General features: G+C 39.1%; 21 protein-coding genes. 16 read left to right on the plus strand and 5 right to left on the minus strand.

What is annotated here, in order from left to right:
• Nucleotides 1–90: 90 nt before the first annotated feature.
• The 10 genes from MCQ_RS01445 to panB all read left to right on the plus strand — a co-directional run bounded on the left by MCQ_RS01445 (nt 91) and on the right by panB (nt 8,946).
• Nucleotides 91–2,319 (plus strand): RelA/SpoT family protein, encoded by a 2,229-nt coding sequence (locus tag MCQ_RS01445; RefSeq protein ID WP_006923105.1) that lies wholly within the window; start codon nt 91–93, stop codon nt 2,317–2,319.
• A gap of 17 nt (nt 2,320–2,336) precedes the next feature.
• The gene (gene pyrE, locus MCQ_RS01450) at nt 2,337–2,915 is read left to right on the plus strand and encodes an orotate phosphoribosyltransferase (RefSeq protein WP_006923106.1); all 579 of its coding nucleotides are present in this window, start codon (nt 2,337–2,339) and stop codon (nt 2,913–2,915) included.
• A gap of 98 nt (nt 2,916–3,013) precedes the next feature.
• Complete coding sequence (locus MCQ_RS01455) at nt 3,014–3,616, plus strand: DUF2062 domain-containing protein (RefSeq protein ID WP_006923107.1); 603 nt, start codon at nt 3,014–3,016, stop codon at nt 3,614–3,616.
• Nucleotides 3,613–4,014: a holo-ACP synthase gene (gene acpS, locus MCQ_RS01460; protein WP_006923108.1), complete on the plus strand. Its 402-nt coding sequence runs from the start codon at nt 3,613–3,615 to the stop codon at nt 4,012–4,014. Before MCQ_RS01455 ends, acpS begins: the two co-directional genes overlap by 4 nt.
• A gap of 80 nt (nt 4,015–4,094) precedes the next feature.
• On the plus strand, nt 4,095–4,907 hold the full coding sequence (gene lepB / locus MCQ_RS01465; RefSeq protein ID WP_006923109.1) for a signal peptidase I: 813 nt from the start codon (nt 4,095–4,097) through the stop codon (nt 4,905–4,907).
• Nucleotides 4,888–5,595, plus strand: a complete 708-nt coding sequence (rnc, locus tag MCQ_RS01470) for a ribonuclease III (protein ID WP_006923110.1) — start codon at nt 4,888–4,890, stop codon at nt 5,593–5,595. The genes lepB and rnc overlap by 20 nt, the downstream gene beginning before the upstream one ends.
• Nucleotides 5,588–6,493, plus strand: a complete 906-nt coding sequence (era, locus tag MCQ_RS01475; RefSeq protein WP_035007672.1) for a GTPase Era — start codon at nt 5,588–5,590, stop codon at nt 6,491–6,493. The genes rnc and era overlap by 8 nt, the downstream gene beginning before the upstream one ends.
• 1 nt (nt 6,494) lies before the next feature.
• The gene (recO, locus tag MCQ_RS01480; RefSeq protein WP_006923112.1) at nt 6,495–7,241 is read left to right on the plus strand and encodes a DNA repair protein RecO; all 747 of its coding nucleotides are present in this window, start codon (nt 6,495–6,497) and stop codon (nt 7,239–7,241) included.
• Between the two features lie 26 nt (nt 7,242–7,267).
• A complete protein-coding gene (gene panC, locus MCQ_RS01485; RefSeq protein ID WP_006923113.1) occupies nt 7,268–8,113 on the plus strand; it encodes a pantoate--beta-alanine ligase in 846 nt (281 codons plus the stop codon).
• Nucleotides 8,114–8,124: 11 nt separating this feature from the next.
• Nucleotides 8,125–8,946: a 3-methyl-2-oxobutanoate hydroxymethyltransferase gene (panB, locus tag MCQ_RS01490; RefSeq protein WP_006923115.1), complete on the plus strand. Its 822-nt coding sequence runs from the start codon at nt 8,125–8,127 to the stop codon at nt 8,944–8,946.
• A gap of 464 nt (nt 8,947–9,410) precedes the next feature.
• On the opposite strand, the gene MCQ_RS01495 is transcribed toward panB, so the two are convergent.
• Nucleotides 9,411–10,031 (minus strand): YfbR-like 5'-deoxynucleotidase, encoded by a 621-nt coding sequence (locus tag MCQ_RS01495; protein WP_006923116.1) that lies wholly within the window; start codon nt 10,029–10,031, stop codon nt 9,411–9,413.
• Complete coding sequence (gene ygfZ / locus MCQ_RS01500; protein ID WP_006923117.1) at nt 10,031–10,897, minus strand: CAF17-like 4Fe-4S cluster assembly/insertion protein YgfZ; 867 nt, start codon at nt 10,895–10,897, stop codon at nt 10,031–10,033. The genes MCQ_RS01495 and ygfZ overlap by 1 nt, the downstream gene beginning before the upstream one ends.
• A gap of 64 nt (nt 10,898–10,961) precedes the next feature.
• Here ygfZ and MCQ_RS01505 point away from each other — a divergent pair, with 64 nt between their 5' ends.
• On the plus strand, nt 10,962–12,290 hold the full coding sequence (locus tag MCQ_RS01505) for a dihydroorotase (protein WP_006923118.1): 1,329 nt from the start codon (nt 10,962–10,964) through the stop codon (nt 12,288–12,290).
• Between the two features lie 203 nt (nt 12,291–12,493).
• On the opposite strand, the gene MCQ_RS01510 is transcribed toward MCQ_RS01505, so the two are convergent.
• Entirely contained in the window at nt 12,494–12,865 is a 372-nt protein-coding gene (locus MCQ_RS01510) for a TIGR02301 family protein (RefSeq protein WP_006923119.1), read from the minus strand.
• A 507-nt stretch (nt 12,866–13,372) separates the two neighbouring features.
• Between MCQ_RS01510 and cysS the strand changes: the two genes are divergently transcribed.
• The 5 genes from cysS (at nt 13,373) to pssA (ending at nt 19,263) form a co-directional block, all read left to right on the plus strand.
• A complete protein-coding gene (gene cysS / locus MCQ_RS01520; protein ID WP_006923120.1) occupies nt 13,373–14,881 on the plus strand; it encodes a cysteine--tRNA ligase in 1,509 nt (502 codons plus the stop codon).
• A 39-nt stretch (nt 14,882–14,920) separates the two neighbouring features.
• On the plus strand, nt 14,921–15,592 hold the full coding sequence (locus MCQ_RS01525) for a DUF421 domain-containing protein (RefSeq protein ID WP_006923121.1): 672 nt from the start codon (nt 14,921–14,923) through the stop codon (nt 15,590–15,592).
• 126 nt (nt 15,593–15,718) lie between these two features.
• On the plus strand, nt 15,719–17,602 hold the full coding sequence (locus MCQ_RS01530) for an ABCB family ABC transporter ATP-binding protein/permease (protein ID WP_035007679.1): 1,884 nt from the start codon (nt 15,719–15,721) through the stop codon (nt 17,600–17,602).
• A 114-nt stretch (nt 17,603–17,716) separates the two neighbouring features.
• Nucleotides 17,717–18,415, plus strand: a complete 699-nt coding sequence (locus tag MCQ_RS01535; RefSeq protein ID WP_006923123.1) for a phosphatidylserine decarboxylase — start codon at nt 17,717–17,719, stop codon at nt 18,413–18,415.
• An 8-nt stretch (nt 18,416–18,423) separates the two neighbouring features.
• The gene (pssA, locus tag MCQ_RS01540; RefSeq protein ID WP_006923124.1) at nt 18,424–19,263 is read left to right on the plus strand and encodes a CDP-diacylglycerol--serine O-phosphatidyltransferase; all 840 of its coding nucleotides are present in this window, start codon (nt 18,424–18,426) and stop codon (nt 19,261–19,263) included.
• 71 nt (nt 19,264–19,334) lie between these two features.
• Here the strand turns inward: pssA and MCQ_RS01545 are convergent, their stop codons facing one another.
• Together MCQ_RS01545 and purF are read right to left on the minus strand one after the other, a co-directional pair.
• Nucleotides 19,335–20,087 carry an SDR family NAD(P)-dependent oxidoreductase gene (locus MCQ_RS01545; RefSeq protein WP_006923125.1) on the minus strand — a complete coding sequence of 251 codons (753 nt, stop codon included), beginning with the start codon at nt 20,085–20,087 and terminating at the stop codon, nt 19,335–19,337.
• On the minus strand, nt 20,087–21,580 hold the full coding sequence (purF, locus tag MCQ_RS01550; RefSeq protein ID WP_006923126.1) for an amidophosphoribosyltransferase: 1,494 nt from the start codon (nt 21,578–21,580) through the stop codon (nt 20,087–20,089). The genes MCQ_RS01545 and purF overlap by 1 nt, the downstream gene beginning before the upstream one ends.
• Between the last annotated feature and the right edge of the window lie 5 nt (nt 21,581–21,585).

Here is a 21,585-nt window from a genome sequence, read left to right on the forward strand (position 1 = left end):
CCCGATATATGTTGTCAGGTAATGGTGCTTATTTTTCTTTTCTTTTTTAATAAGGGTTACGGTTTGTGAAAAAATAAAGGATATTCTCGTATGATGCGTCAGTGTGAGCTTGTTGGGCGTGTTCAACGTTACAAGTCTGACGTAGATATCGCTTTGTTAAATAAAGCCTACGATTATGCGATGCGTAAGCATGCTCATCAGAAGCGTGCGTCAGGTGATCTTTATTTTTCTCATCCTTTAGAAGTAGCGGCTATTTTGACAGATATGCGGTTGGATGAAGCGACAATTGCTGTTGCTCTTTTGCATGATACGATTGAAGATACGAACGCTACACGAGCAGAAATTGACCAACTTTTCGGATCTGAAATTGGTAAGTTGGTTGAAGGTCTTACAAAGCTTAATAAGCTTGATCTTGTATCGAAGAAGGCAGTACAGGCAGAGAATCTCCGTAAGCTTCTTATCGCTATTTCTGATGATGTGCGTGTTCTTTTAGTCAAACTTGCTGATCGTCTTCATAACATGCGCACTCTTGGTGTGATGCGTGATGATAAGCGTCGGCGCATTGCTGAAGAGACAATGGATATTTATGCGCCGCTTGCTGGTCGTATGGGGATGCAGGATATGCGCGAGGAATTAGAAGATCTCTCTTTCTTTTATTTAAATCCAGAAGGTTATCGTACGATTACCAATCGCCTTTCTGAATTGTCAAAACGCAATCGTGATTTGCTTTCCACAATTGAAAACGAATTGACAAAACTTTTTTTTGAGCATGGCATTAAAGCAGATGTTAAAAGCCGCCAGAAAAAATCTTATTCCGTCTTTCGTAAAATGGAAAGTAAGGCACTCTCTTTTGAACAATTATCCGATATTTTTGGATTTCGCGTAATTGTTGAGACAGTGAATGATTGTTATCGTGCTCTTGGTGTTATTCATACGATGTGGCCAATGGTACCTGGTCGTTTTAAAGATTATATTTCTATACCAAAGCAGAACGATTATCGTTCCATTCATACAACGATTGTGGGGCCTTCAAGACAACGTGTTGAACTGCAGATTAGAACTGCTGCTATGGATGAAATTGCTGAATATGGTGTTGCGGCACATTCCATTTATAAAGATCAGGGATCCAATTATTCTGCTTCAAGGTTATCAAACGAAACCAATGCTTATGCATGGTTGCGTCAAACGATTCAATCTTTGTCAGATGGAGATAATCCGGAAGAGTTTTTAGAACATACAAAGCTTGAGCTTTTTCAAGATCAAGTTTTTTGTTTTACTCCAAAAGGCCGCTTGATTGCGTTTCCAAAAGGTGCGACACCTATTGATTTTGCTTATGCAGTCCATACCGATATTGGTGATTCTTGTGTAGGAGTAAAAATCAATGGTCGCATTATGCCTTTAATGACTAAATTAAAAAATGGTGATGAAGTTGATATTATACGTTCACACGCTCAAGTTCCGCCAGCGGCATGGGAGTTTCTTGTTGTAACTGGGAAAGCACGTTCAGCGATTCGTCGAGCAACTCGTGCAGCGGTGCGTAAGCAATATTCGGGTTTGGGATATCGTATTCTCGAACGTGCTTTTGAGTATATGGGAAAACAATTTTCAAAAGATGTTCTTAAGCAAGTTTTGCCACGTTTAGCACGTAAAGATGTGGAAGATGTATTGGCAGCTGTTGGTCGTGGTGAATTACCCTCTAGCGATGTGATTAAAGCGGTTTATCCTGATTATCAAGATCATCGTGTGGTACAGAAGTCGTCTTTTAGACCTGGAGAAGAAGGTTGGTTCAACATTGAAAATGCTCAGGGGATGATTTTCAAAGTTCCAGAAAATGAAAAGAGTGCAACTTCAGAGGAAAAATATCGATCTAAAGCATTACCTATTCGAGGAACCCGTGGAGATATTCCCGTACGTTTTTCTCCTGAAGGAGCTGTGCCAGGAGATCGGATTGTTGGCATTATGCAACCAGGTGCGGGAATTGTTATTTATCCGATACAGTCTTCGGCATTGATGGCATATGATGATCAGCCAGAACGCTGGATTGATGTCCGCTGGGATATAGATGCCCAAATGAGTGAACGTTTTCCTGCTCGGATTAATATTTTGGCTGTTAATAGTCCTGGTTCTTTGGCTGAAATTACGCAAGTGATTTCTGCTAACGATGCCAATATTCAAAATTTATCTTTTATTCGTACAGCACCAGATTTCACAGAAATTATAATTGATTTAGAAGTTTGGGATTTAAAACATTTGAATCGTATTTTTTCTCAGTTAAAAGATGCCGGTTCAGTTAGTACTGTACGGCGGGTTCATGGATGATAAAGAGAGATTTTGCGATGAATACACAAGATGTGATTGATATTTTTAAACAAGCAGATGCCATTCTGGAAGGGCATTTTATTTTAACATCCGGCCGCCATAGTGCTATTTATATGCAGAAAGCAAAAGTGTTCATGCATGCTGACTTGACAGAAAAATTGTGTCGTGCGTTGGCTGTAAAAATCAAAAAATCTATCAAGGAAAAAATTGATTATGTGGTTGGTCCTGCGATTGGTGGTCTTATTCCTTCGTATGAAACTTCACGTCATCTTGGTATTCCTTCTCTTTGGGTAGAGCGTGTAAATGGTGTATTTGAATTGCGTCGTTTTAAAATCAAGAAGGGAGCACAGATTGTAATTGTTGAAGATATTGTGACAACAGGTCTTTCCATTCGTGAGACAGTTGAGGCTCTGGTTGCAGCAGGAGCAGATGTGTTAGCAAGTGCGTGTATTCTTGACCGTTCTGGTGGTAAGGTTGATGTTGGAGTTCCGTTGATTGCACTTGCTGAATACGAGATAGCATCTTATGCGAGTGATGCCCTCCCTGCTGAACTTTCTGTGTTGCCAGCGATTAAGCCAGGAAGTCGCAATATTTAATTTTCTTTATTTTTTTTTGTTTTTATGCAAAAACTTTGCGCAATTAATTGAAATGATATGGATTATTTCATTGTCACAAAATGTATATTGAGAGTCGTATGCTTTTTCGTCGTCGAGAACAAATAGATTTTGTAAAGCGTATTCGGCTTTGGTTATGGCCACGTCGTTCATTTTCACGCTCATTTTCCTACATACGTAAACGTATTTTGCGTATATCAGCGACGCCGCATAAGGTAGCGTTAGGGTTTGCTATCGGCATTTTCCTAGCTTGTTCGCCTCTTTTTGGGATGCATATTATTTTGGCAATATTTTTTTCTTGGGTTTTGCGTGGAAATTTTGCAGCAGCGATTATCGGGACGATTTTTTCTAATCCACTCACATTTTTGCTGATTGTTATGGCTGATTATAAAGTAGGCTATTTCTGTTTATCCCTTTTTAGCAATGTGAATGAGATTTCTCTCTCTCAAGTTCGCGCTCTGTTTGATGGCTTGACGCTTTCAAATGTACCTCTTCTTTTTAAGGGGGCTTGGGATTCAATCATGAGGCCAATGATCTTAGGTGGTATCCTGTTAGGTTCTATTTTTGGAGGTTTATCTTATATAGGTGTTTACAGAGCAATCTCCCGTTTTCAACAAAAGCGACATCAAAAAATTATGAAAAAAAAACGTTTGTGCAAAGAAAATTCGGGTGATATTTTATGATTGTTGGTCTTGGAAATGATCTGATTGATGTAAGACGCATTGAAAGAATGTTAGTTCGTTATGGTGACCGTTTCATCCAACGTATTTTTACGGATATTGAGCGTAATAAATCTGAAAGTCTTAAAAAAAAATCTTCTTCTTACGCCAAAAGATTTGCTGCCAAAGAAGCATGTGCTAAGGCTTTAGGCACGGGAATCGCTTGCGGTGTCAATTGGAAAGACATGGGGGTAGTCAATTTACCGTCTGGCAAACCAATTATAAAATTAACAAATCGTGCGCAGATGCAGCTTCAAAAATTATTGCCTCCTCATTACGATGCTGTCATCCATCTCAGCATAACGGATGATTTTCCTTGGGCGCAAGCATTTGTTATTATCGAAGCACTTCCACGGGGATAGATATTTGGGGAGATTGTACTTTTGCTATTTGAACATTATGATGAAAAAAAGTTATATCTGTGATGGGAAGGCAGTCAGTGATGATCCAGAAAGAGAAAATGCATAAAAAGGAAGAAAAAGGCGGAATTCTTGAATTTATTTTTGTTTTGATACAGGCTTTGTTTTTAGCAGCGCTTATTCGCACACTTTTTTTTCAGCCTTTCAGTATTCCTTCCGGTTCAATGCGGCCTACTTTGCTTGTAGGAGATTATCTGTTTGTTTCTAAGTATGCGTATGGTTATTCTCGTTTTTCCATACCATTTTCTCCCCCTCTTTTTTCAGGACGTATTTGGGCCTCTCAGCCTCAGCGTGGAGATGTTGTTGTTTTTCGTTTACCAAGTAATCCGGATATTGATTATATAAAACGCGTTGTTGGTCTCCCAGGTGATCGTATACAAGTTCGTCAAGGGGTCCTTTATATCAATGATGAGGCTGTTTCACGTCATTTTATGGGAAAAATTGATAATTCTGATATAACAGAGGTTCAATATCCTGTTGACGTCTATCGTGAGACGATGGCTAACGGTGTTAGTTACGATACGCTTGATTTAGCTTTTATTCCGCAAGTTGATGATACAAAAGTTTTTGAAGTTCCACTAGGGCATTATTTTATGATGGGTGATAACCGAGACAATTCAGACGATAGCCGTTTGGATGTCGGTTATGTTCCAGAGGAAAATCTTATTGGTAGAGCAAGTTTGATTTTTTTCTCTATCAGTAATGGTTCAAGTGCTTGGCAGATTTGGCGTTGGCCGTTTGATGTGCGTTGGAATCGTTTGTTTTCTTTTATTAATACTGTTCATGATTTGCCGCTTACTAAGCAGGGGATCAATGATGAATCGTCTAGTCATTGATCAGCTTGAAAGACTAATAGGGCATCGTTTTAAAGATGAAGAGAGATTAAAAAAAGCTTTAACACATTCCAGTGTACATGATTCAGAACAGGGAAATTATGAACGATTAGAGTTTCTAGGAGATCGCGTTCTTGGGCTTTTAATTGCGGAAATGCTGTATCAATTGTTTCCACAAGCAAGTGAAGGTGAATTATCGGTACGTTTGAATGGTTTGGTAAATGCTCAGACATGTGCCGATATTGCGCTAGAAATGGGTTTACCTGATATGATCCATGTTGGTTTTGAGATGAGGAACTTAAAGGGCCGTCGTCTCACGAATATGCATGCCGATGTGATTGAAGCTTTGATTGCTGTTGTGTATCTTGATGGAGGATTGAAGAGTGTTCGGCCCTTTATTCGAAGATATTGGCAAAGTCGAGCAAAGCAGATGGATGCTGGTCGGCGTGATGCCAAAACAGAGTTGCAGGAATGGGCACATTTACAAGGCGGTGTACAACCACAATATCGGGTTATAAAGCGTTTTGGTCCAGATCATGATCCTGTCTTTATGGTAGAGGTAAGCATTTTGGGGTTTGCGCCGGAAATTGGAGAGGGTAGTTCTAAACGATATGCCGAAAGAATAGCAGCTGAAAAAATTTTACGACGAGAGGGTATATGGGAAAAAATGGAAAAAAATGATCATGGATGACGTTATCGAAACGCGTTCTGGTTTTGTTGTGCTCATTGGGATGCCTAATGTTGGTAAGTCTACATTGGTTAACCAGTTAGTGGGAACGAAGGTTTCAATTGTAACGCATAAGGTGCAAACGACACGAACTTTAATCCGCGGTATTGTCATTCATGATGATACACAAATTGTGCTGATTGATACACCAGGTGTTTTTTGTCCTCACAAGAGGTTAGAGCGGGCTATGGTATCTGCAGCTTGGGGTGGCGCTAAGCACGCTGATATTCTTTTAGTTTTAATTGATGCTCAGAATGGTCTGTCAGATGAAGTTTGTGCGATGTTAGATATTGTAAAAAATATCAGAAAGGATAAGATTCTTGTTCTTAATAAGATTGATACAGTTGCTAAATCATCCCTTTTAACATTAACTGCGAAAATTAATGAACGCGTAAAGTTTTCGCAGACATTTATGATTTCGGCATTGAATGGTTCTGGTTGTAAGGATTTGCTTCATTCGTTGAGTACAATGATGCAAAAGGGGCCATGGTATTATCCAGAAGATCAGATTTCGGATATGCCTATGCGTCAGCTTGCTGCTGAGATTACGCGTGAAAAACTTTTTCTTCGTCTTCATGATGAGCTCCCTTATTCTTCAACAGTTGAAACAGAAAATTGGGAAGAGCGCTCAGATGGTTCGGTTAAAATTAATCAGGTCATTTATGTAGAGCGTGATAGCCAGAAAAAAATTGTTTTAGGTGCCAAAGGCGATACAATTAAAGCCATTGGTCAAGCGGCGCGAAAGGAATTAATGGAAATCATGGATCAGAAGGTTCATCTTTTTCTATTCGTAAAAGTACGAGACAATTGGGATACCGATCCAGAACGTTACCGTGAAATGGGATTAGATTTTTTAAAATAAAATGAAATGGAAAGAAACAGCGATTGTTCTTGGTACGCGTCAGCATGGTGAAACAAGTGTTATTCTTGAAATTATGACGCGTCAGCATGGTCGTTATATGGGTGTAGTAAAGGGGGGGCGGTCGCGTCGTATGGCTGCGGTTCTTCAACCTGGAAATTTTGTCCAAGCTGAGTGGTGGGCGCGTTTAGACGAACATTTAGGGCTATTCAGAATTGAAGCACTTGAACACTATGCTGCACGATTAATTCTTTTACCAGAGGCTCTTTATGCTTTGCAGTTAATAGCGTTTTATTTACGTTTTCTTCCTGAGCGTGATCCTCATCCTATTTTATATGATATTTTACATCTTTTTATGCGGCATTTTGATGAGCCGTTTTTGAACGCTGAATTATTAGTGCGTTTTGAGATGCGGCTTCTTGAAGAACTTGGTTATGGTCTTGATTTGTCTCATTGTGCTGCAACAGGATGTCGGGAAAGACTTCATTATGTTTCACCAAAATCAGGACGGGCTGTATGCGAGGATGCTGGGTATCCTTGGCGAGAGAAGCTTTTACGTTTACCACAATTTCTCGTACAAAGAACTGTCCGCCCTGTTGATTTTAGTGACATAAAAAATGGGTTTATTTTAACAGATTTTTTTTTAACACGTCATGTTTGGGAGCCACGGAGTATAAAACAGCCATCGGTTCGCACTAATTTGATAGAATTGTTTGAAAGACGATTTCGTACGCGGGCGTTCGTGTGTTAATTTGATGAAAATGGATAAATATAAATATGCAAATTTTAAAAACAATTGCTGAAATACGCCAATCTATGAGAGAAGAACGACGTTTAGGACGATCTATTGGTTTTGTGCCGACAATGGGTGCATTGCATAATGGCCATCTTGCATTGGTGGAGCAGGCAAGGGCAATATGTAATCGAGTAGTGGTATCTATTTTTGTCAATCCAAAGCAATTTGGTCCTGATGAGGGTTTTGATGAATACCCAAGAGATTTGGGAGGTGATTGTGCTTTGTTGAAAAAAGCGGGTGTTGAGTATGTTTTTGCACCTTCTACAGAAGAAATATGGCCGCCGGGAAATGAAACCATTGTAAAGGTGGAAAAATTATCGCGTATTTTGATGGGAAGATTACGTCCAGGACATTTTTGCGGTGTGACCAGCGTTGTTGCTAAGCTTTTTAATATTGTTCAGCCAGATAAGGCTTTTTTTGGAGAAAAAGATTTTCAACAAATTTTGATTATTCGTCGTATGGTTGAAGATTTAGCTTTTCCTATTGAAATTGTTGGTGTACCTATTTTACGTGATGCAGATGGTGTAGCCAGCTCTTCACGTAATCAGCTTTTAACATTAGAAGATCGCCAAGCAGCAAAAATTATTCCCGAAAGCGGTAAAGCTGTTGAAAGGCTTTATCGCCAAGGTGAACGCTCCGTTGATAAATTATGTAAAGTTGTTCGTAGTATTTTAAAGCGTGAATCGCGCGCAATCATTGAATCAATAGATTTACGAGATATGGAAACTTTATCTATGGTTAAAGGGATATTAGATAAACCTGCAGTTTTATTATTAACTGTCCGTTTTGGTGAGGTTAGACTTATTGATCAATATATATTGCAATAGAAGGGCTTAAAATGAGTGTACATAAAACCATAAAGCGTATGACTGCTTCTGAAATACGGTTAAAAAAAGGACAAGAACCAATTGTTTCTTTAACGGCTTATCAGGCTTATAGTGCGCGGATTGCTGATCCATATTGCGATTTGCTTTTGGTTGGTGATAGCGTTGGTATGATTGTGCATGGTTTTGATACAACGCTCCCTGTTAGTGTGGATATGATGATTTTGCATGGTAAGGCAGTTATGCGTGGCTCTAAGAGGGCATTGGTTGTTGTTGATATGCCTTTTGGTTCTTATGAAGAAAGTCCAGAACAAGCTTTTTCCAATGCGTCACGTATTCTTGCGGAAACAGGGTGTGGTGCAATTAAGCTTGAAGGCGGTGTTTATATGGCAGAAACGATTGATTTTTTGTGTAAACGCGGTATTCCCGTTATGAGCCATATTGGTCTTACACCACAGGCAGTGAATCGTTTTGGTGGCTTTAAGACGCAAGGACGCGATGAAAGTAATTGGCGGCAGATTGAAGCGGATGCAGCAGCGATTGAAGAGGCAGGTGCTTTTGCTGTTGTTGTGGAAGGGGTTGTAGAACCATTAGCGGTGAAACTTACACAGATGCTTTCTATCCCTACTATTGGTATTGGGGCATCTAGTCAATGTGATGGGCAGATATTGGTGATGGAGGATATGTTGGGTTATGGCACTTGGGTTCCTAAATTTGTACGCCGTTATGGTATTCTTGAACAGGAAATGGAGATAGCGATCAAAAACTATGCGAATGATGTTAAGTTACGTGCTTTTCCATCTGAGGCAGAAATTTATAAACTTAAAAAAAGTTAGGTTAAGCCAAAAGCTCTATAAGGCTATAAAAGGTGTTTGTTACTGAGGTTAATATAAACACCTTATGAAAAAGATTTTGTCCTTATAGCGATTCATCCTATAAATCTAAAAAAAACAATATCATTAGGCTCAAACACTCGCAATAATATGCCATCAATATACCTAAAAACGTTATGATATCATTGATCATATCAATAACAGATCAGATTGAACATGAAAAAATATGTACAAGGGAATATCGGTTTGCAGAGAGTTATGGATAAAGGGTAATACTCTAAAATATATTCAGTATATTTTTTGAATATTATTGCTGGTTGAGTTGAGAGAGTAACCTGCTAAAGTTATAAATAGTTGTATGATATTTTTCATCAAAGGAGTGCGATTTTAGGGGTAAAATACTGTGTGATTTTTTCAGCTATGACAAAGGGTAAATGACCAAAAGTGTTGTTAATCCAAAATAGTTGTTAAGAGAGTCTCTGAACATCGATCTCCTTAAAACGCGTTAAAAAGGCATTTTCAATTTGTTGTGTGGAGCATGGTTGTAAATTGAGCCTATCGGTCAAAATGTAATTTGGATGACCAAAATAACGAAGAGCTTCTTCTCTACTAAAACCAGCAAGAATGATGGCTTCGTAGAAAGCAGCAATACGATCAGCTTGTTTGATTTTTTTAAAGAGTTTTTGATTGGGATTAATGGGGAGAGAAAAGCGCATGTGGATGGCATCTTGTATGCGTTTTTCAATGGATTCATATTGTTTTCCTATGACAGCTTTAAAGGGTGAAATCATATCACCAATAACATATTCTGGTGCATCGTGGAGAAGAGCACAGAGGCACTCATTGTTCTGTGATTGTGGAAAAAGTTTCTGAAATATTTGTTCTACTAAAAGTGAATGTTGTGCGACAGAATAGGGATGTTCTCCTTGTGTTTGTCCGTTCCAACGTGCAACGCGGGCGAGCCCATGCGCAATATCCTCAATTTCAACATCAAAAGGGGAGGGATTCAATAAATCAAGTCGCCGGCCAGAAAGCATTCTTTGCCAAGCACGGACTGTTCCATCTTGTGACAATTCAGCTTTGGCCATCAGTTAGTCTCTATGGTGCTATTAGGAAAGGTAAAATTCATATTTTCAGCAATACTTATTGTTACAGGAACATTTTCTACCGTCAATGGAATACCTTTGTCCAGTGCATCTTTGACGTGGTCAATACGCATTAAAGCTAAGCCTTCATTTTCGACACATGTTGTCAATTGTCCAAGTATTTTTTTTTCTGCTTTAATAGTGGATGTTGGTGTTAAAGGCTGTTGGCCTTTGACTACCAAAATGCGGCGACGTGCTGATCCTCGATGATGCATTCGTGAAACAACTTCTTGTCCGATATAACAACCTTTATTGAATACTAATCCCCCAATTTGATCGTAATTAACGTCATGAGGAAAGACTTTACCTATTTCATAATCTTGACCGCTTTCTGCGATTGCATAACGAATACGCATTCGATTCCAATTCTCATTATATTCTGAGACAGAAAAAGGTATTTTTCCATAAGTTCGTATGATTTTTTCTTTTCTTGGAAATCGCTTATCCATAAAACTTGAATCATCATCTGAGATATCTATTCCATAGTTCAAAAAAACTGTAATAACTTCTTGTAATGGTTGTGTAATTTCTATTTTTCTATGTAATTTATAAAGGAGAAGACGCTTTTGGAAAGTATCAGCTAAGGATTCAACAATATCAAACAGATAGCCTTGATTTATTTTGGCTATGAGAAAATCAGCAATAACCTTTCCTTGTGGGGATAAGAGTGCCCCAGGAAAAATTTCTTGCGAACCAATTTTTTTTACGTCTGTCGTAATAAGAGATTGTAGAAAATGTGTAGCTTCTTCACCCGTAACTTTAATAATGCTACGATTTTTTAAGAGAATGGCATTTTGTTTTTCGATCATGGTTCTTGCCTTTCTGCTCAGAGTTACATAATCGGTAAAGAGATGACAAGTAAGGAGTACGGCTATGTCTAAAACATTTGATACAATTTTAAAAGGTGCAACGCTTGTTAATCATGATGGAATCAGTAAGCGTGATATCGGTGTAACAAATGGTCGTATTGCTCAAATTGGTGATCTTACGCGTGCATCTGCTGGTGAAGTGATTGACTGTTCAGGGCTTCATATTTTGCCTGGTGTCATTGATAGTCAAGTTCATTTTCGTGAACCAGGAAATGAATATAAAGAGGATTTGGAAAGTGGATCTCGTTCTGCGGTTTTAGGGGGAGTTACAGCAGTGTTTGAAATGCCTAATACCAATCCATTGACAATATCAGAACAGGCTCTGACCGATAAAGTGAAACGTGGATTTCATCGGATGCATTGTGATTTTGCGTTTTGGGTTGGAGGGACACGCGAAAATGTACATGAATTGGCCGAGTTAGAAAGACTTCCTGGAGCTGCCGGAATTAAAGTCTTTATGGGGTCTTCTACGGGTGATCTTTTGGTGGATGATGATGAAAGTGTACGTCTTATTTTGAAAAATACACGTCGTCGTGCCGCTTTTCATTCTGAAGATGAGTCACGGCTCAATGAGCGTAAAATATTGCGTATTGAGGGAGATGCATCGTCGCATCCAGTTTGGCGTGATGAAATTGCCGCATTGAAATGTACTCAGCGTTTAGTAAAAATTGCGCATGAAATGAGGGCACGTATTCATGTGTTACATCTTTCTACAGCAGAAGAAATTAATTTTCTGAAAAATCATAAGGATATCGCAACGATTGAAGTTACTCAGCATCATTTAACTTTGACGGCTGATGATTATAAACGGTTTGGTACATTGATCCAGATGAATCCGCCTATCCGTGAAAGTCGCCACTGTGAAGTTCTTTGGTACGGTGTGCAGCAAGGCATTATTGATGTTTTGGGTTCTGATCATGCTCCTCACACGCTTGAAGAAAAGTATAAGACTTATCCCTCTTCTCCTTCAGGAATGACAGGTGTACAGACAACTGTTGCAATTATGCTAACGCATGTAAACGCGGGGAGAATGTCGCTTGAACGTTTTGTTGATCTCACTTCGCATGGTCCTAGTCGCATTTTTGGCATAAGCTGTAAGGGGCGCATTGCTGTTGGGTATGATGCTGACTTGACTATTGTTGATCTTAAGCGAGAAGAGATTATGACGAATGGATTGATTGGTTCGCGGGCGGGTTGGACACCTTATGATGGTAAAAAGGTCAAAGGTTGGCCCGTTGGGACCATTATTCGTGGTATACGCGTTATGTGGGAAGGTGAAATTGTCACACCTTCGCAGGGGGAGCCTATTAAATTTATAGAATCTTTAGCATAACTAGACAAAAGTGATGAACTTTGGAAATGATTTTTTGAGTATATAGAGATACTTATGATACTTTTATCGGAGCATCTTGAGGGTGTTTTTAGCAATCAAAGCGATTACATTGGATGAGATTTGGCTGATCAGGCTATTTGTTTTTGAGTTTATTGCCATTAAGTATAGAAAAAATAATAGCGTGATAGTTAGTTTTGTACAGATCAATTGCTAAGATTCATGATAAGGCTTTCGGATAAGATTCTACCTTCCTTAATGTATCTTTGGTTTGCTTCAATTGCTGACTGTGTACAATGATGATAATTTTCTGAAAAAGCACGATAAGCTTCGTTAAACGCTTCGTAAAAATAAGCACGTCTTTTTAGGGTCGGTTTTTCTGCTTCGATCATTGTAGCCATGTGGTCATACCATTGGTTTGTTGGGGCGCTACAGAGATTCTGCAGATAGTGCAGGGATCCTAAAATTTCTGCAAGTCGTAGCAATTTTGTATCGTATGGTGGAAATGGCTGCGCAAAAATTAATGTTGAAGTTAAAAAAAATATTAAAATAGTGATATTTATCAATATATTACGCATTATTTTTATTGTTCTTTTTTAATGAATTCCTATACAAATACAATTGCAGATGAAACGGCTTTATCATTAATAATCATATGTTGAAGGATATCATAAAAATGGTCTTTGTATCATTACCGATAGCGGATGTTTTATGAAATTTAGGGCATAAGAAACGATAAGAAAAGTATCACGGGGATAAAAATTCTAACTAAGCTTTGTTTGATTAGAAATTTCAGATTTTCTGCATGCAATTTGTTTTTCATGTAAATTCACTTTGTATTTGTGCATTGAAGATTTTGTTATCAAAAAAGAGATATGATCTTTATCAATGGGACGCTTGTGCTCAATCAAATAAAATATGATTGTTTTTGTGACGTATGATGGATACAGCAGAGTTAAATGGAGTGCTTCTGAGAATTTTACATAAAATATATGAAAATTTTGATCTAAACCGGCATAACGCGATGGCTTTTGGTAAGATTCACCTAGAAGAGCGATGAGTAATATCGCCAACGGAGTATAATGATGAGAGAGTTGCGATTTTATAATACGCTAACACGCAAAAAAGAAAATTTCATACCAATAGATGCTAGTAAGGTACGTCTTTATGTTTGTGGTCCGACAGTTTATGATTACGCTCACATAGGCAATGCACGCCCTGTGATTATTTTTGATGTTTTGTTTCGCTTATTGCGTCATGTCTATGGCAATGATCATGTTATATACGCTCGTAATATTACAGATGTCGATGATAAGATTAATGCACGAGCAGCTTGCGAGTATCCAGAGCTAGCACTTAATGATGCTATTCGTCAATTGACTGAGCGTACTTATTCTCAATTTCAGCAAGATACAATGGCTCTTGGTTGTTTATTACCAACCAGCCAACCCCGCGCAACAGATCATTTGGAAGAGATGCGCTCTTTAATTGAAAGGCTACTCGAAAGAGGGCATGCTTATAGAGCAGAAAATCATATATTATTTTCTGTTAGTAGTATGGGAGATCATCCCCGGTATGGCACATTTGCAAAACGCTCCCTGGATGAAATGAGAGCAGGTGCGCGTGTTGATGTTGCTGCTTATAAAAGGGAGGAAATGGATTTTGTCTTATGGAAGCCTTCTGCGGAGGGGGAACCAGGTTGGACATCGCCGGCAGGAATCCCTGTTTTAGGTCGCCCAGGGTGGCATATTGAATGTTCTGCGATGTCAATGGCAGAGCTTTTAGCACCTTATGGTGGTGGATTAATGTGTGATGATCCAACTGCAAATGTTTTTGATATCCATGGCGGTGGTATTGATTTGATTTTTCCTCATCATGAAAATGAGATTGCACAAAGTTGTTCAGCTTTTGGGACTGAGCGAATGGCTAATCTTTGGATGCATAACGGTTTTTTGCAGGTCGAAGGCAAGAAGATGTCTAAAAGTCTTGGCAATTTCATTACTATTCGTTCACTCTTAGAGAGTGATTTTTCTGAATTCAATGATATTTTAACAGGTGAAATGAAACAGAAATGGGCTGGTTTGTCTGCGCGTTTTTCGATGTTACAAACGCATTATCGTGAACCGTTAAATTGGACAGCTCAACGTTTAATGCAATCCAGCAGCGAATTGTATCGGTGGTATGAATTGCTACGCCGTGAAAGGGGATGTTTGGAGAAGAATGAAGATTGTGATGACTCTTTGATAAACAGGTTGAGTGATGATCTTAACACTCCGAGTGCATTTGCTCTTTTGCGAAAATTTTATAAAGCAGAAAATGCTGTGGCTCTTGCAAATGGAATGAATTTATTGGGACTATTGCAGCAAGAATGGATTAGAGATATAGAATGCCCATTATTTATGTCAAAAACTTCTCTTGATTCAAAATTTATTGATCAGCGCATTGCCGAAAGGCTAAGACTTATCCATAATAAAGAGTGGGCAGCTGCGGATACAATTCGTGATGAGCTTTCTGCCGAGGGGGTCTTCCTAAAAGATAAAAAGGATCCACAGACTGGAGAGCGTGTAACTGTATGGGAAATAAAACGGTTCTAATTTCTCTATTCTAGCAGCTTTCATAACAGGAGAAAGTTGATGGAATTTTTATATTATTATGGGTATGTCGCACTTAAATTATTTGTAGGCCTTACCGCATTTCTCTTCATTTTAAGAACTACGGGGCGCGGTAGTCTTAGTCAAATGACACCAGTTGATTTGGTGAGCAATTTTGTAATGGGGAGTATCATTGGAGGCGTTATTTATAGTTCTGATGTTAGCAGCATTCAATTGCTGCTTGTCTTATTCATTTGGCAAACCTTAGTTGGCTCTCTTAATTTTTTAGCACGCTATTCAGTTTTTTTTCGTCGTCTCATTGCAGGACGAGATATCACGCTCGTTTTAGATGGTGTATTTCAGATGGATGAGATTAAGAATTTAGGTATCAGCGTGGATGATCTGATTACAATGTTGCGTATTAAAGGTTGTAGTTTACACGAAGCTGCTTTTGTTCGTTTGGAAACTAATGGCGATTGTTCTATTATTAAAAAGGAAGAACAGAAGAAATCTATCATTTTAGTAGAAAATGGCGAAATGATTGATAATGGTCTTAAGGAGATTGGTAAATCAAAAAAATGGCTGCAAGAAGAATTGAAAAAAAAGCGTGTAAAGGCTGAGAATTTATTTGTGGCAGAATGGTATGAAAATACAGATCAAAATAATAAATCTTATGGTGGATTATTTCTTGTCCCTTTTTCAAAAACGGTCTAACCTCAAATAATAAATATGTGTAATTTACTGAAAGTGCATAGATTAAAGGCAATGACGACCTGAAAATGGTGAGGGGGAAATTATTATAGTGCTCGTTGAGTGGATAGTAGAAGAAGTAAAGAATTTATGAAACGGAATGAAATGGTAAAAACTGTCTCGTCAGATACAGGCCAAACTCTACGCACACTTTATAACCTATGGCCTTATATGTGGCCGGCAGATCGGCGAGATCTAAAAATCCGTGTACTATGGGCAATATTTTATCTTGTGTTAGCTAAGCTGATTCTCATATCTGTACCATATTTCTTTAAATATGCTACGAATGCGCTTGATGTGAACTTTGAGGTCCCCGTATGGTTTCCATCCAGTTGGATTGTTCCTATCATGCTCGTTTTTGCATACAACGTTGCACGTATTGTTCAAGCTGGATTAAACCAGTTGCGTGATTCTCTTTTTGCAACTGTTGGTCAGCATGCTATTCGTCAATTAGCCTATAAAACCTTTGTGCATATGCATGGATTATCTTTGCGATTTCATTTAGAAAGACGAACTGGTGGGCTTTCCCGTGTGATTGAACGTGGTACGAAGGGGATTGAAGCTATTGTTAGGTTTTCAATTCTTAATACAGTACCAACAGTTTTGGAATTTGTTCTGACGGCATTTGTCTTTTACATAAATTATGGGTGGCGTTATTTTTTCATAGTAGTGGCAACGGTTGGTTTGTATACTTGGTTCACAATTAAGGCGAGTGATTGGCGTATTCAGATTCGGCAAAAAATGAATACGGCAGATACTGAGGCCAATACACGTGCTGTTGATTCCCTTTTGAATTTTGAAACGGTAAAATATTTTGGCAACGAGACTTTAGAAGCACAACGTTTTGATTCTTCTATGGCAGGTTATGAAAAAGCCGCGACAAAAATTTGGACATCGTTAAGCTGGCTTAATTTTGGTCAGGCCCTTATTTTTGGTATTGGAATGACTATCCTGATGTTGATGTCAGCTTACGAAGTTTTTCGTGAGACGCAAACTTTAGGAGATTTTGTTTTTATTAATGCGCTTTTAATGCAGCTTTCTATTCCGTTGAATTTTATTGGTTCAATTTATCGTGAAGTTCGACAAGGTTTAACTGATATCGAAGCTATGTTTGATCTTTTAGATGTTCAGGAGGAAATCGTTGATAAATCAGATGCCAAACCATTAATAATAAGCGGTGGTACCATACGGTTCAATCAGGTAAAATTTTCCTATGATTCGAATCGCCAGATTCTCAAAGAGATTGATTTTGAAGTCCCTGGGGGTAAAACAGTTGCAATTGTTGGTCCGTCTGGTGCTGGTAAATCGACTATTTCTCGATTACTTTTTCGATTTTACGATGTTGATGCTGGGTCTATCACAATTGACGGACAAGACATCCGTGACGTAACGCAAAAAAGTTTACGTGAAGCTATTGGTATGGTACCGCAGGATACGGTTTTATTTAATGATACGATAGCATATAATATTCGCTACGGGCGTCCAAGTGCAACAGATGAAGAGATGCGCAAAGCTGCTGAAATGGCACAGATATCGAAATTTATTGAGATGCTTCCGAAAGGTTTCCAGTCTATGGTAGGTGAGCGTGGGCTTAAATTATCAGGTGGTGAAAAACAGCGTGTGGCTATTGCACGGACACTGTTAAAAGCTCCCCCCCTTCTTATTTTGGATGAAGCAACTGCGGCGCTTGATACGGCGACGGAACAAGACATTCAACAAGCATTGGATATCGTAAGCCGTGGGCGTACAACATTGATAATTGCTCACCGTCTTTCTACTGTGATCAATGCTGATGAAATTTTGGTTCTCAAAAATGGTCGTATTATTGAAAATGGGACGCATGCGCAGCTTTTACGTAAAAAAGGTCTCTATGCTTCAATGTGGAACAAGCAGCTTGAAGCATCGCAAGCAGAAGAAAAATTACGTAAAATGCGTGAAGAAGATGAGTTGGGCGTTGTTAATCGTAAGAAATAAACCGTGTGAAATGATCTTTAGCTTTATAGAGCGTGATTGATTGGGTATACGAAAGGAAGGAGGAACAAAAAGATTTATTACGTATTTAGATCATATTTATGAGTAGGAAATTATATGAGTATTCTACAATCTGTCCATAATAGCTTTGCGCCAATTCATAAAGAAGGTTATCCTTTTATTATAGCATTTTTTGTTATTTCGCTCATTCTTGGTTGGATATGGAGTCCATTGTTCTGGTGTGGCCTTGTTCTCACGGTGTGGTGTGTATATTTTTTTCGCGATCCAGATCGTGTGATTCCTTTGAATTCAAATTGGGTTGTATCTCCTGCTGATGGGCGGATCTCATTCATTGAACCTTGTGTTCCGCCTGAGGAGTTGGGATTAGGGAATGAAGAGATGATCCGTATTTCCGTGTTTATGGATATTTTTTCATGCCATATTAACCGTGTTCCTATAAGTGGTACGGTGGAGTCTATTGTTTATCGCCCAGGTCAGTTTGCAAATGCTGAGCTTGATAAGGCCAGTCAGTTTAATGAGCGTAATGGGCTCGTGATTGACAGTAAACATGGTAAGATTGCTATGGTGCAGATAGCAGGAATGATCGCTCGGCGGATTGTTTGTTGGTCAAAAGAAAATGATTCCGTTATTACAGGGCAACGCTTTGGGATGATTCGTTTTGGTTCGCGCCTTGATATTTATATGCCGACGGAAATCAAATTGCGTGTTGGGGTTGGGCAAATAGCAATCGCTGGAGAAACCGTTTTAGGTTCTTTTGACGATATGAGTGCTAAAACTGATTTTAGATTTGATTAGGGAAGGCAATGAAATTTTTTTCGCTATTTTCTTCATTTAATCCTGAAGGACAGCATGATGATTCTGGAAATCGTTGGCGTTCACCCACGCCCATGCGGTATGTTATCCCCAATATTATCACGATTTTGGCAATTTGCGCAGGGATGAGTAGTATTCGTTTGGCTTTTGAGAATCGCTATGAGGCTGCTATTTTAATGGTACTTTTGGCAGCAATCCTAGATGGAGCTGATGGTCGCATCGCCCGTTTGATGGATGGGAGTTCATCTTTTGGAGCGCAGATGGATTCTCTTGCTGATGTTGTGAATTTTGGTGTTGCACCTGCGCTTATTGTTTATTCCTTTATTTTGAATCAAGCTCACCAAGTTGGTTGGGTTGCAGCACTTGTCTATTGTGTTGCTTGTTGTTTGCGATTAGCGCGTTTTAATGTGATGTTGGATAACATGGATATACCAAAATGGCAGGGAAATTATTTTATCGGTGTTCCTGCACCAGCAGGGGCATTATTGCTTTTATTGCCTATGTATTTAGGGGCTCTCGGTTTGATACCAAGTTGGGGGTGGGCATTATTTTTTAGCCTTTATACTGTAATTGTTGCTTTTCTTTTGGTGAGTCGTTTACCGGTATGGAATGCAAAAACAATTGATCAAAATTTGAGGCGCGATATCGTTGTACCGTGTATGCTGGGCATTGTTATTTATGTAGGTTTTCTTGCAACTTATACATGGTACACTTTATTGATCACAGCTGTTGGCTATATGATTTTTCTTCCTTGTAGTTTTATGGCTTATAATAAACGGGCTGCTTTGGAAGAAAAAGGGACAAGTGTTAAAACTATCCAAAAATCATAGAATTTCGTATTTTTTGAGTGGAGAGAAGTAAAGAGAAATTTAATTCAGATTGGTTATTTCTCTATCACTTCTCAATCGGGGGCATGATAATTCATAAACCGATTTTTACGGACATTAAAAAGTTTTCCTGTTTCCTTTAAATAAGGTGATGATAAATGTACTATCTTTGCTGCAACCTCTTGTGGTGAAGGGAGAGTCTGAGGATCCTCATCAGGTATAGCTTGCGCGCGCATGGCAGTGCGTGTTGCACCGGGATCAACACAGTTAATCTTGATGGGGGTTTGCTTTAGCTCTTCTGCCCAACAGCGAGCAATAGTTTCTAAAGCGGCTTTAGAGGCTGCATAAGGTCCCCAGAAAGCGCGTGCAATATGCGCAACGCTTGAGGATAACAGAATTACTCGTCCAGCATCAGATTTACGCAATAACGGTTCTACTGCTTTCATTAAGCGCCATTGGCTAACGAGATTTATTTGAAAAACATCTTCAAATACCGTATTTTCGATATGACCTATTGGTGAGAGTGTTCCAAGAATTCCTGCATTTGCGACCATAATATCGAGTTTTTCCGAGCGCTTAGCAATTGAAACACCAAGAGCATCAATCTTTTCCATGTGATGTAAGTCGAGTGGGATGAGCGTTGCAGAAGCACCTTTTTCTCGGATTTTTTTGTCAAGTTCAATAAGCCCACTCATCGTTCGTGCAAGGGCGATGATATGAGCACCGCGCGTTGCAAGCTCTAACGCTAAATGATAGCCAATTCCCCTTGAAGCACCTGTAACAAGTGCAACACGGTCAAAGAGACTAAAATCAAAATTTTTTATCATTAGTTACTTGTTTTGAGAACTGATGATTGATGAACTTGAGGAATACTTTGTTGATCAACTAGATGTGTAGGATAATGTCCGGTAAAATAATGATCAGTAAATTGTGGATCCGCGTTGTTTCGTTTTTCTCCTGCCACAGCAAGGTAGAGGCCATCCGTTGAAAGAAATTCTAACGAGTCAGCTCCCACAAAATTGCACATGGATTTTAAGTCTGGGTATTGATTAGCCAAAAGGCTTTCAACTTTAGGCGTATCAATACCATAGAAATCAGGATAAAAAATCATAGGGCTAGAAACACGCATATGAACCTCTTTTGCTCCTGCATCTCGAAGCATTCGCACAATTTTGACGGATGTTGTTCCACGTACAATGGAATCATCAATCAGAATAACACGTTTTCCTTCGATGATAGGACGATTTGCAGAATGCTTTAATTTAACTCCAAAAGCACGAATTTGCTGTGTTGGTTCGATAAAAGTGCGCCCAACGTAATGATTACGAATAATACCAAGTTCAAAAGGAATTCCAATTTCTTGTGCATAACCAATTGCAGCGGGCGTTCCTCCATCAGGAACGGGAACCACAACATCCGCCTCACAGGGTGCTTCTTGCGCTAAACGAATCCCCATATTTTTACGTGTCATATAAACATTTCGTCCTCCAACGATTGAATCGGGACGAGCAAAATAGACATATTCAAAAAGGCAAAGTTTTTCTGGCTTCTCATTCTGGGGAGGGATAGTTTTTTTAGTAATTTCCCCATTTTTTTGTATTTCGCAGATGATGATTTCTCCATTTTTGACATCGCGGACATATTTTGCTCCAATGATATCAAGAGCACAGGTTTCAGAACAAAAGATTGGTTTACCATCAAGTTCACCCATCACAAGAGGTCGAATACCTATTGGATCGCGTGCAGCAATAAGCTTGGTGCGTGTGAGCGCCAGCATGGCATATCCGCCTTCTACTTGCCGAATAGCATCAACAAAACGATCAGATGATGATTCATAACGCGAACGAGCGATAAGGTGCAGAAAAACTTCTGAGTCTGATGTTGATTGGCAGATAGCACCAGAGGCAATAAGTTCTCGGCGCAATGTAAGGCCGTTAGTAAGATTGCCATTATGAGCAATAGCAATACCTCCAGCTTTTAATTCAGCAAAAAGGGGCTGTACATTACGTAATGCTACTTCCCCAGTTGTTGAATAACGGGTATGGCCGATAGCGCGGTCTCCTGGTAAACGCGCAAGTGTTGCGGGGTTTGTATAGTGATCACCAACAAGACCTAGATGCTTTTCTTGATGAAACATTTTATTATGATAGGAAACAATTCCAGCGGCTTCTTGTCCACGATGCTGAAGTGCATGGAGCCCAAGAGCTGTTAATGTTGCTGCATCTTCATGGCCGAGAATACCAAAAACTCCACATTCTTCATGAAGGGTATCGTCATCCAATGAAAACCCCGGAAAGGGAATATCGATTTTTGTCATCATATTCT

This window comes from Candidatus Bartonella washoeensis Sb944nv (genome assembly GCF_000278135.1).
Lineage (GTDB): Bacteria > Pseudomonadota > Alphaproteobacteria > Rhizobiales > Rhizobiaceae > Bartonella > Bartonella washoeensis.

Bases quoted from the DNA above. Each gene is read 5' to 3' on its own strand.
- MCQ_RS01445 (WP_006923105.1), top strand. From the start codon at position 91: ATGATGCGTCAGTGTGAGCTTGTTGGGCGTGTTCAACGTTACAAGTCT.
- pyrE (WP_006923106.1), top strand. From the start codon at position 2,337: ATGAATACACAAGATGTGATTGATATTTTTAAACAAGCAGATGCCATT.
- MCQ_RS01455 (WP_006923107.1), top strand. From the start codon at position 3,014: ATGCTTTTTCGTCGTCGAGAACAAATAGATTTTGTAAAGCGTATTCGG.
- acpS (WP_006923108.1), top strand. From the start codon at position 3,613: ATGATTGTTGGTCTTGGAAATGATCTGATTGATGTAAGACGCATTGAA.
- lepB (WP_006923109.1), top strand. From the start codon at position 4,095: ATGATCCAGAAAGAGAAAATGCATAAAAAGGAAGAAAAAGGCGGAATT.
- rnc (WP_006923110.1), top strand. From the start codon at position 4,888: ATGAATCGTCTAGTCATTGATCAGCTTGAAAGACTAATAGGGCATCGT.
- era (WP_035007672.1), top strand. From the start codon at position 5,588: ATGGATGACGTTATCGAAACGCGTTCTGGTTTTGTTGTGCTCATTGGG.
- recO (WP_006923112.1), top strand. From the start codon at position 6,495: ATGAAATGGAAAGAAACAGCGATTGTTCTTGGTACGCGTCAGCATGGT.
- panC (WP_006923113.1), top strand. From the start codon at position 7,268: ATGCAAATTTTAAAAACAATTGCTGAAATACGCCAATCTATGAGAGAA.
- panB (WP_006923115.1), top strand. From the start codon at position 8,125: ATGAGTGTACATAAAACCATAAAGCGTATGACTGCTTCTGAAATACGG.
- MCQ_RS01495 (WP_006923116.1), bottom strand. From the start codon at position 10,031: ATGGCCAAAGCTGAATTGTCACAAGATGGAACAGTCCGTGCTTGGCAA.
- ygfZ (WP_006923117.1), bottom strand. From the start codon at position 10,897: ATGATCGAAAAACAAAATGCCATTCTCTTAAAAAATCGTAGCATTATT.
- MCQ_RS01505 (WP_006923118.1), top strand. From the start codon at position 10,962: ATGTCTAAAACATTTGATACAATTTTAAAAGGTGCAACGCTTGTTAAT.
- MCQ_RS01510 (WP_006923119.1), bottom strand. From the start codon at position 12,865: ATGCGTAATATATTGATAAATATCACTATTTTAATATTTTTTTTAACT.
- cysS (WP_006923120.1), top strand. From the start codon at position 13,373: ATGAGAGAGTTGCGATTTTATAATACGCTAACACGCAAAAAAGAAAAT.
- MCQ_RS01525 (WP_006923121.1), top strand. From the start codon at position 14,921: ATGGAATTTTTATATTATTATGGGTATGTCGCACTTAAATTATTTGTA.
- MCQ_RS01530 (WP_035007679.1), top strand. From the start codon at position 15,719: ATGAAACGGAATGAAATGGTAAAAACTGTCTCGTCAGATACAGGCCAA.
- MCQ_RS01535 (WP_006923123.1), top strand. From the start codon at position 17,717: ATGAGTATTCTACAATCTGTCCATAATAGCTTTGCGCCAATTCATAAA.
- pssA (WP_006923124.1), top strand. From the start codon at position 18,424: ATGAAATTTTTTTCGCTATTTTCTTCATTTAATCCTGAAGGACAGCAT.
- MCQ_RS01545 (WP_006923125.1), bottom strand. From the start codon at position 20,087: ATGATAAAAAATTTTGATTTTAGTCTCTTTGACCGTGTTGCACTTGTT.
- purF (WP_006923126.1), bottom strand. From the start codon at position 21,580: ATGATGACAAAAATCGATATTCCCTTTCCGGGGTTTTCATTGGATGAC.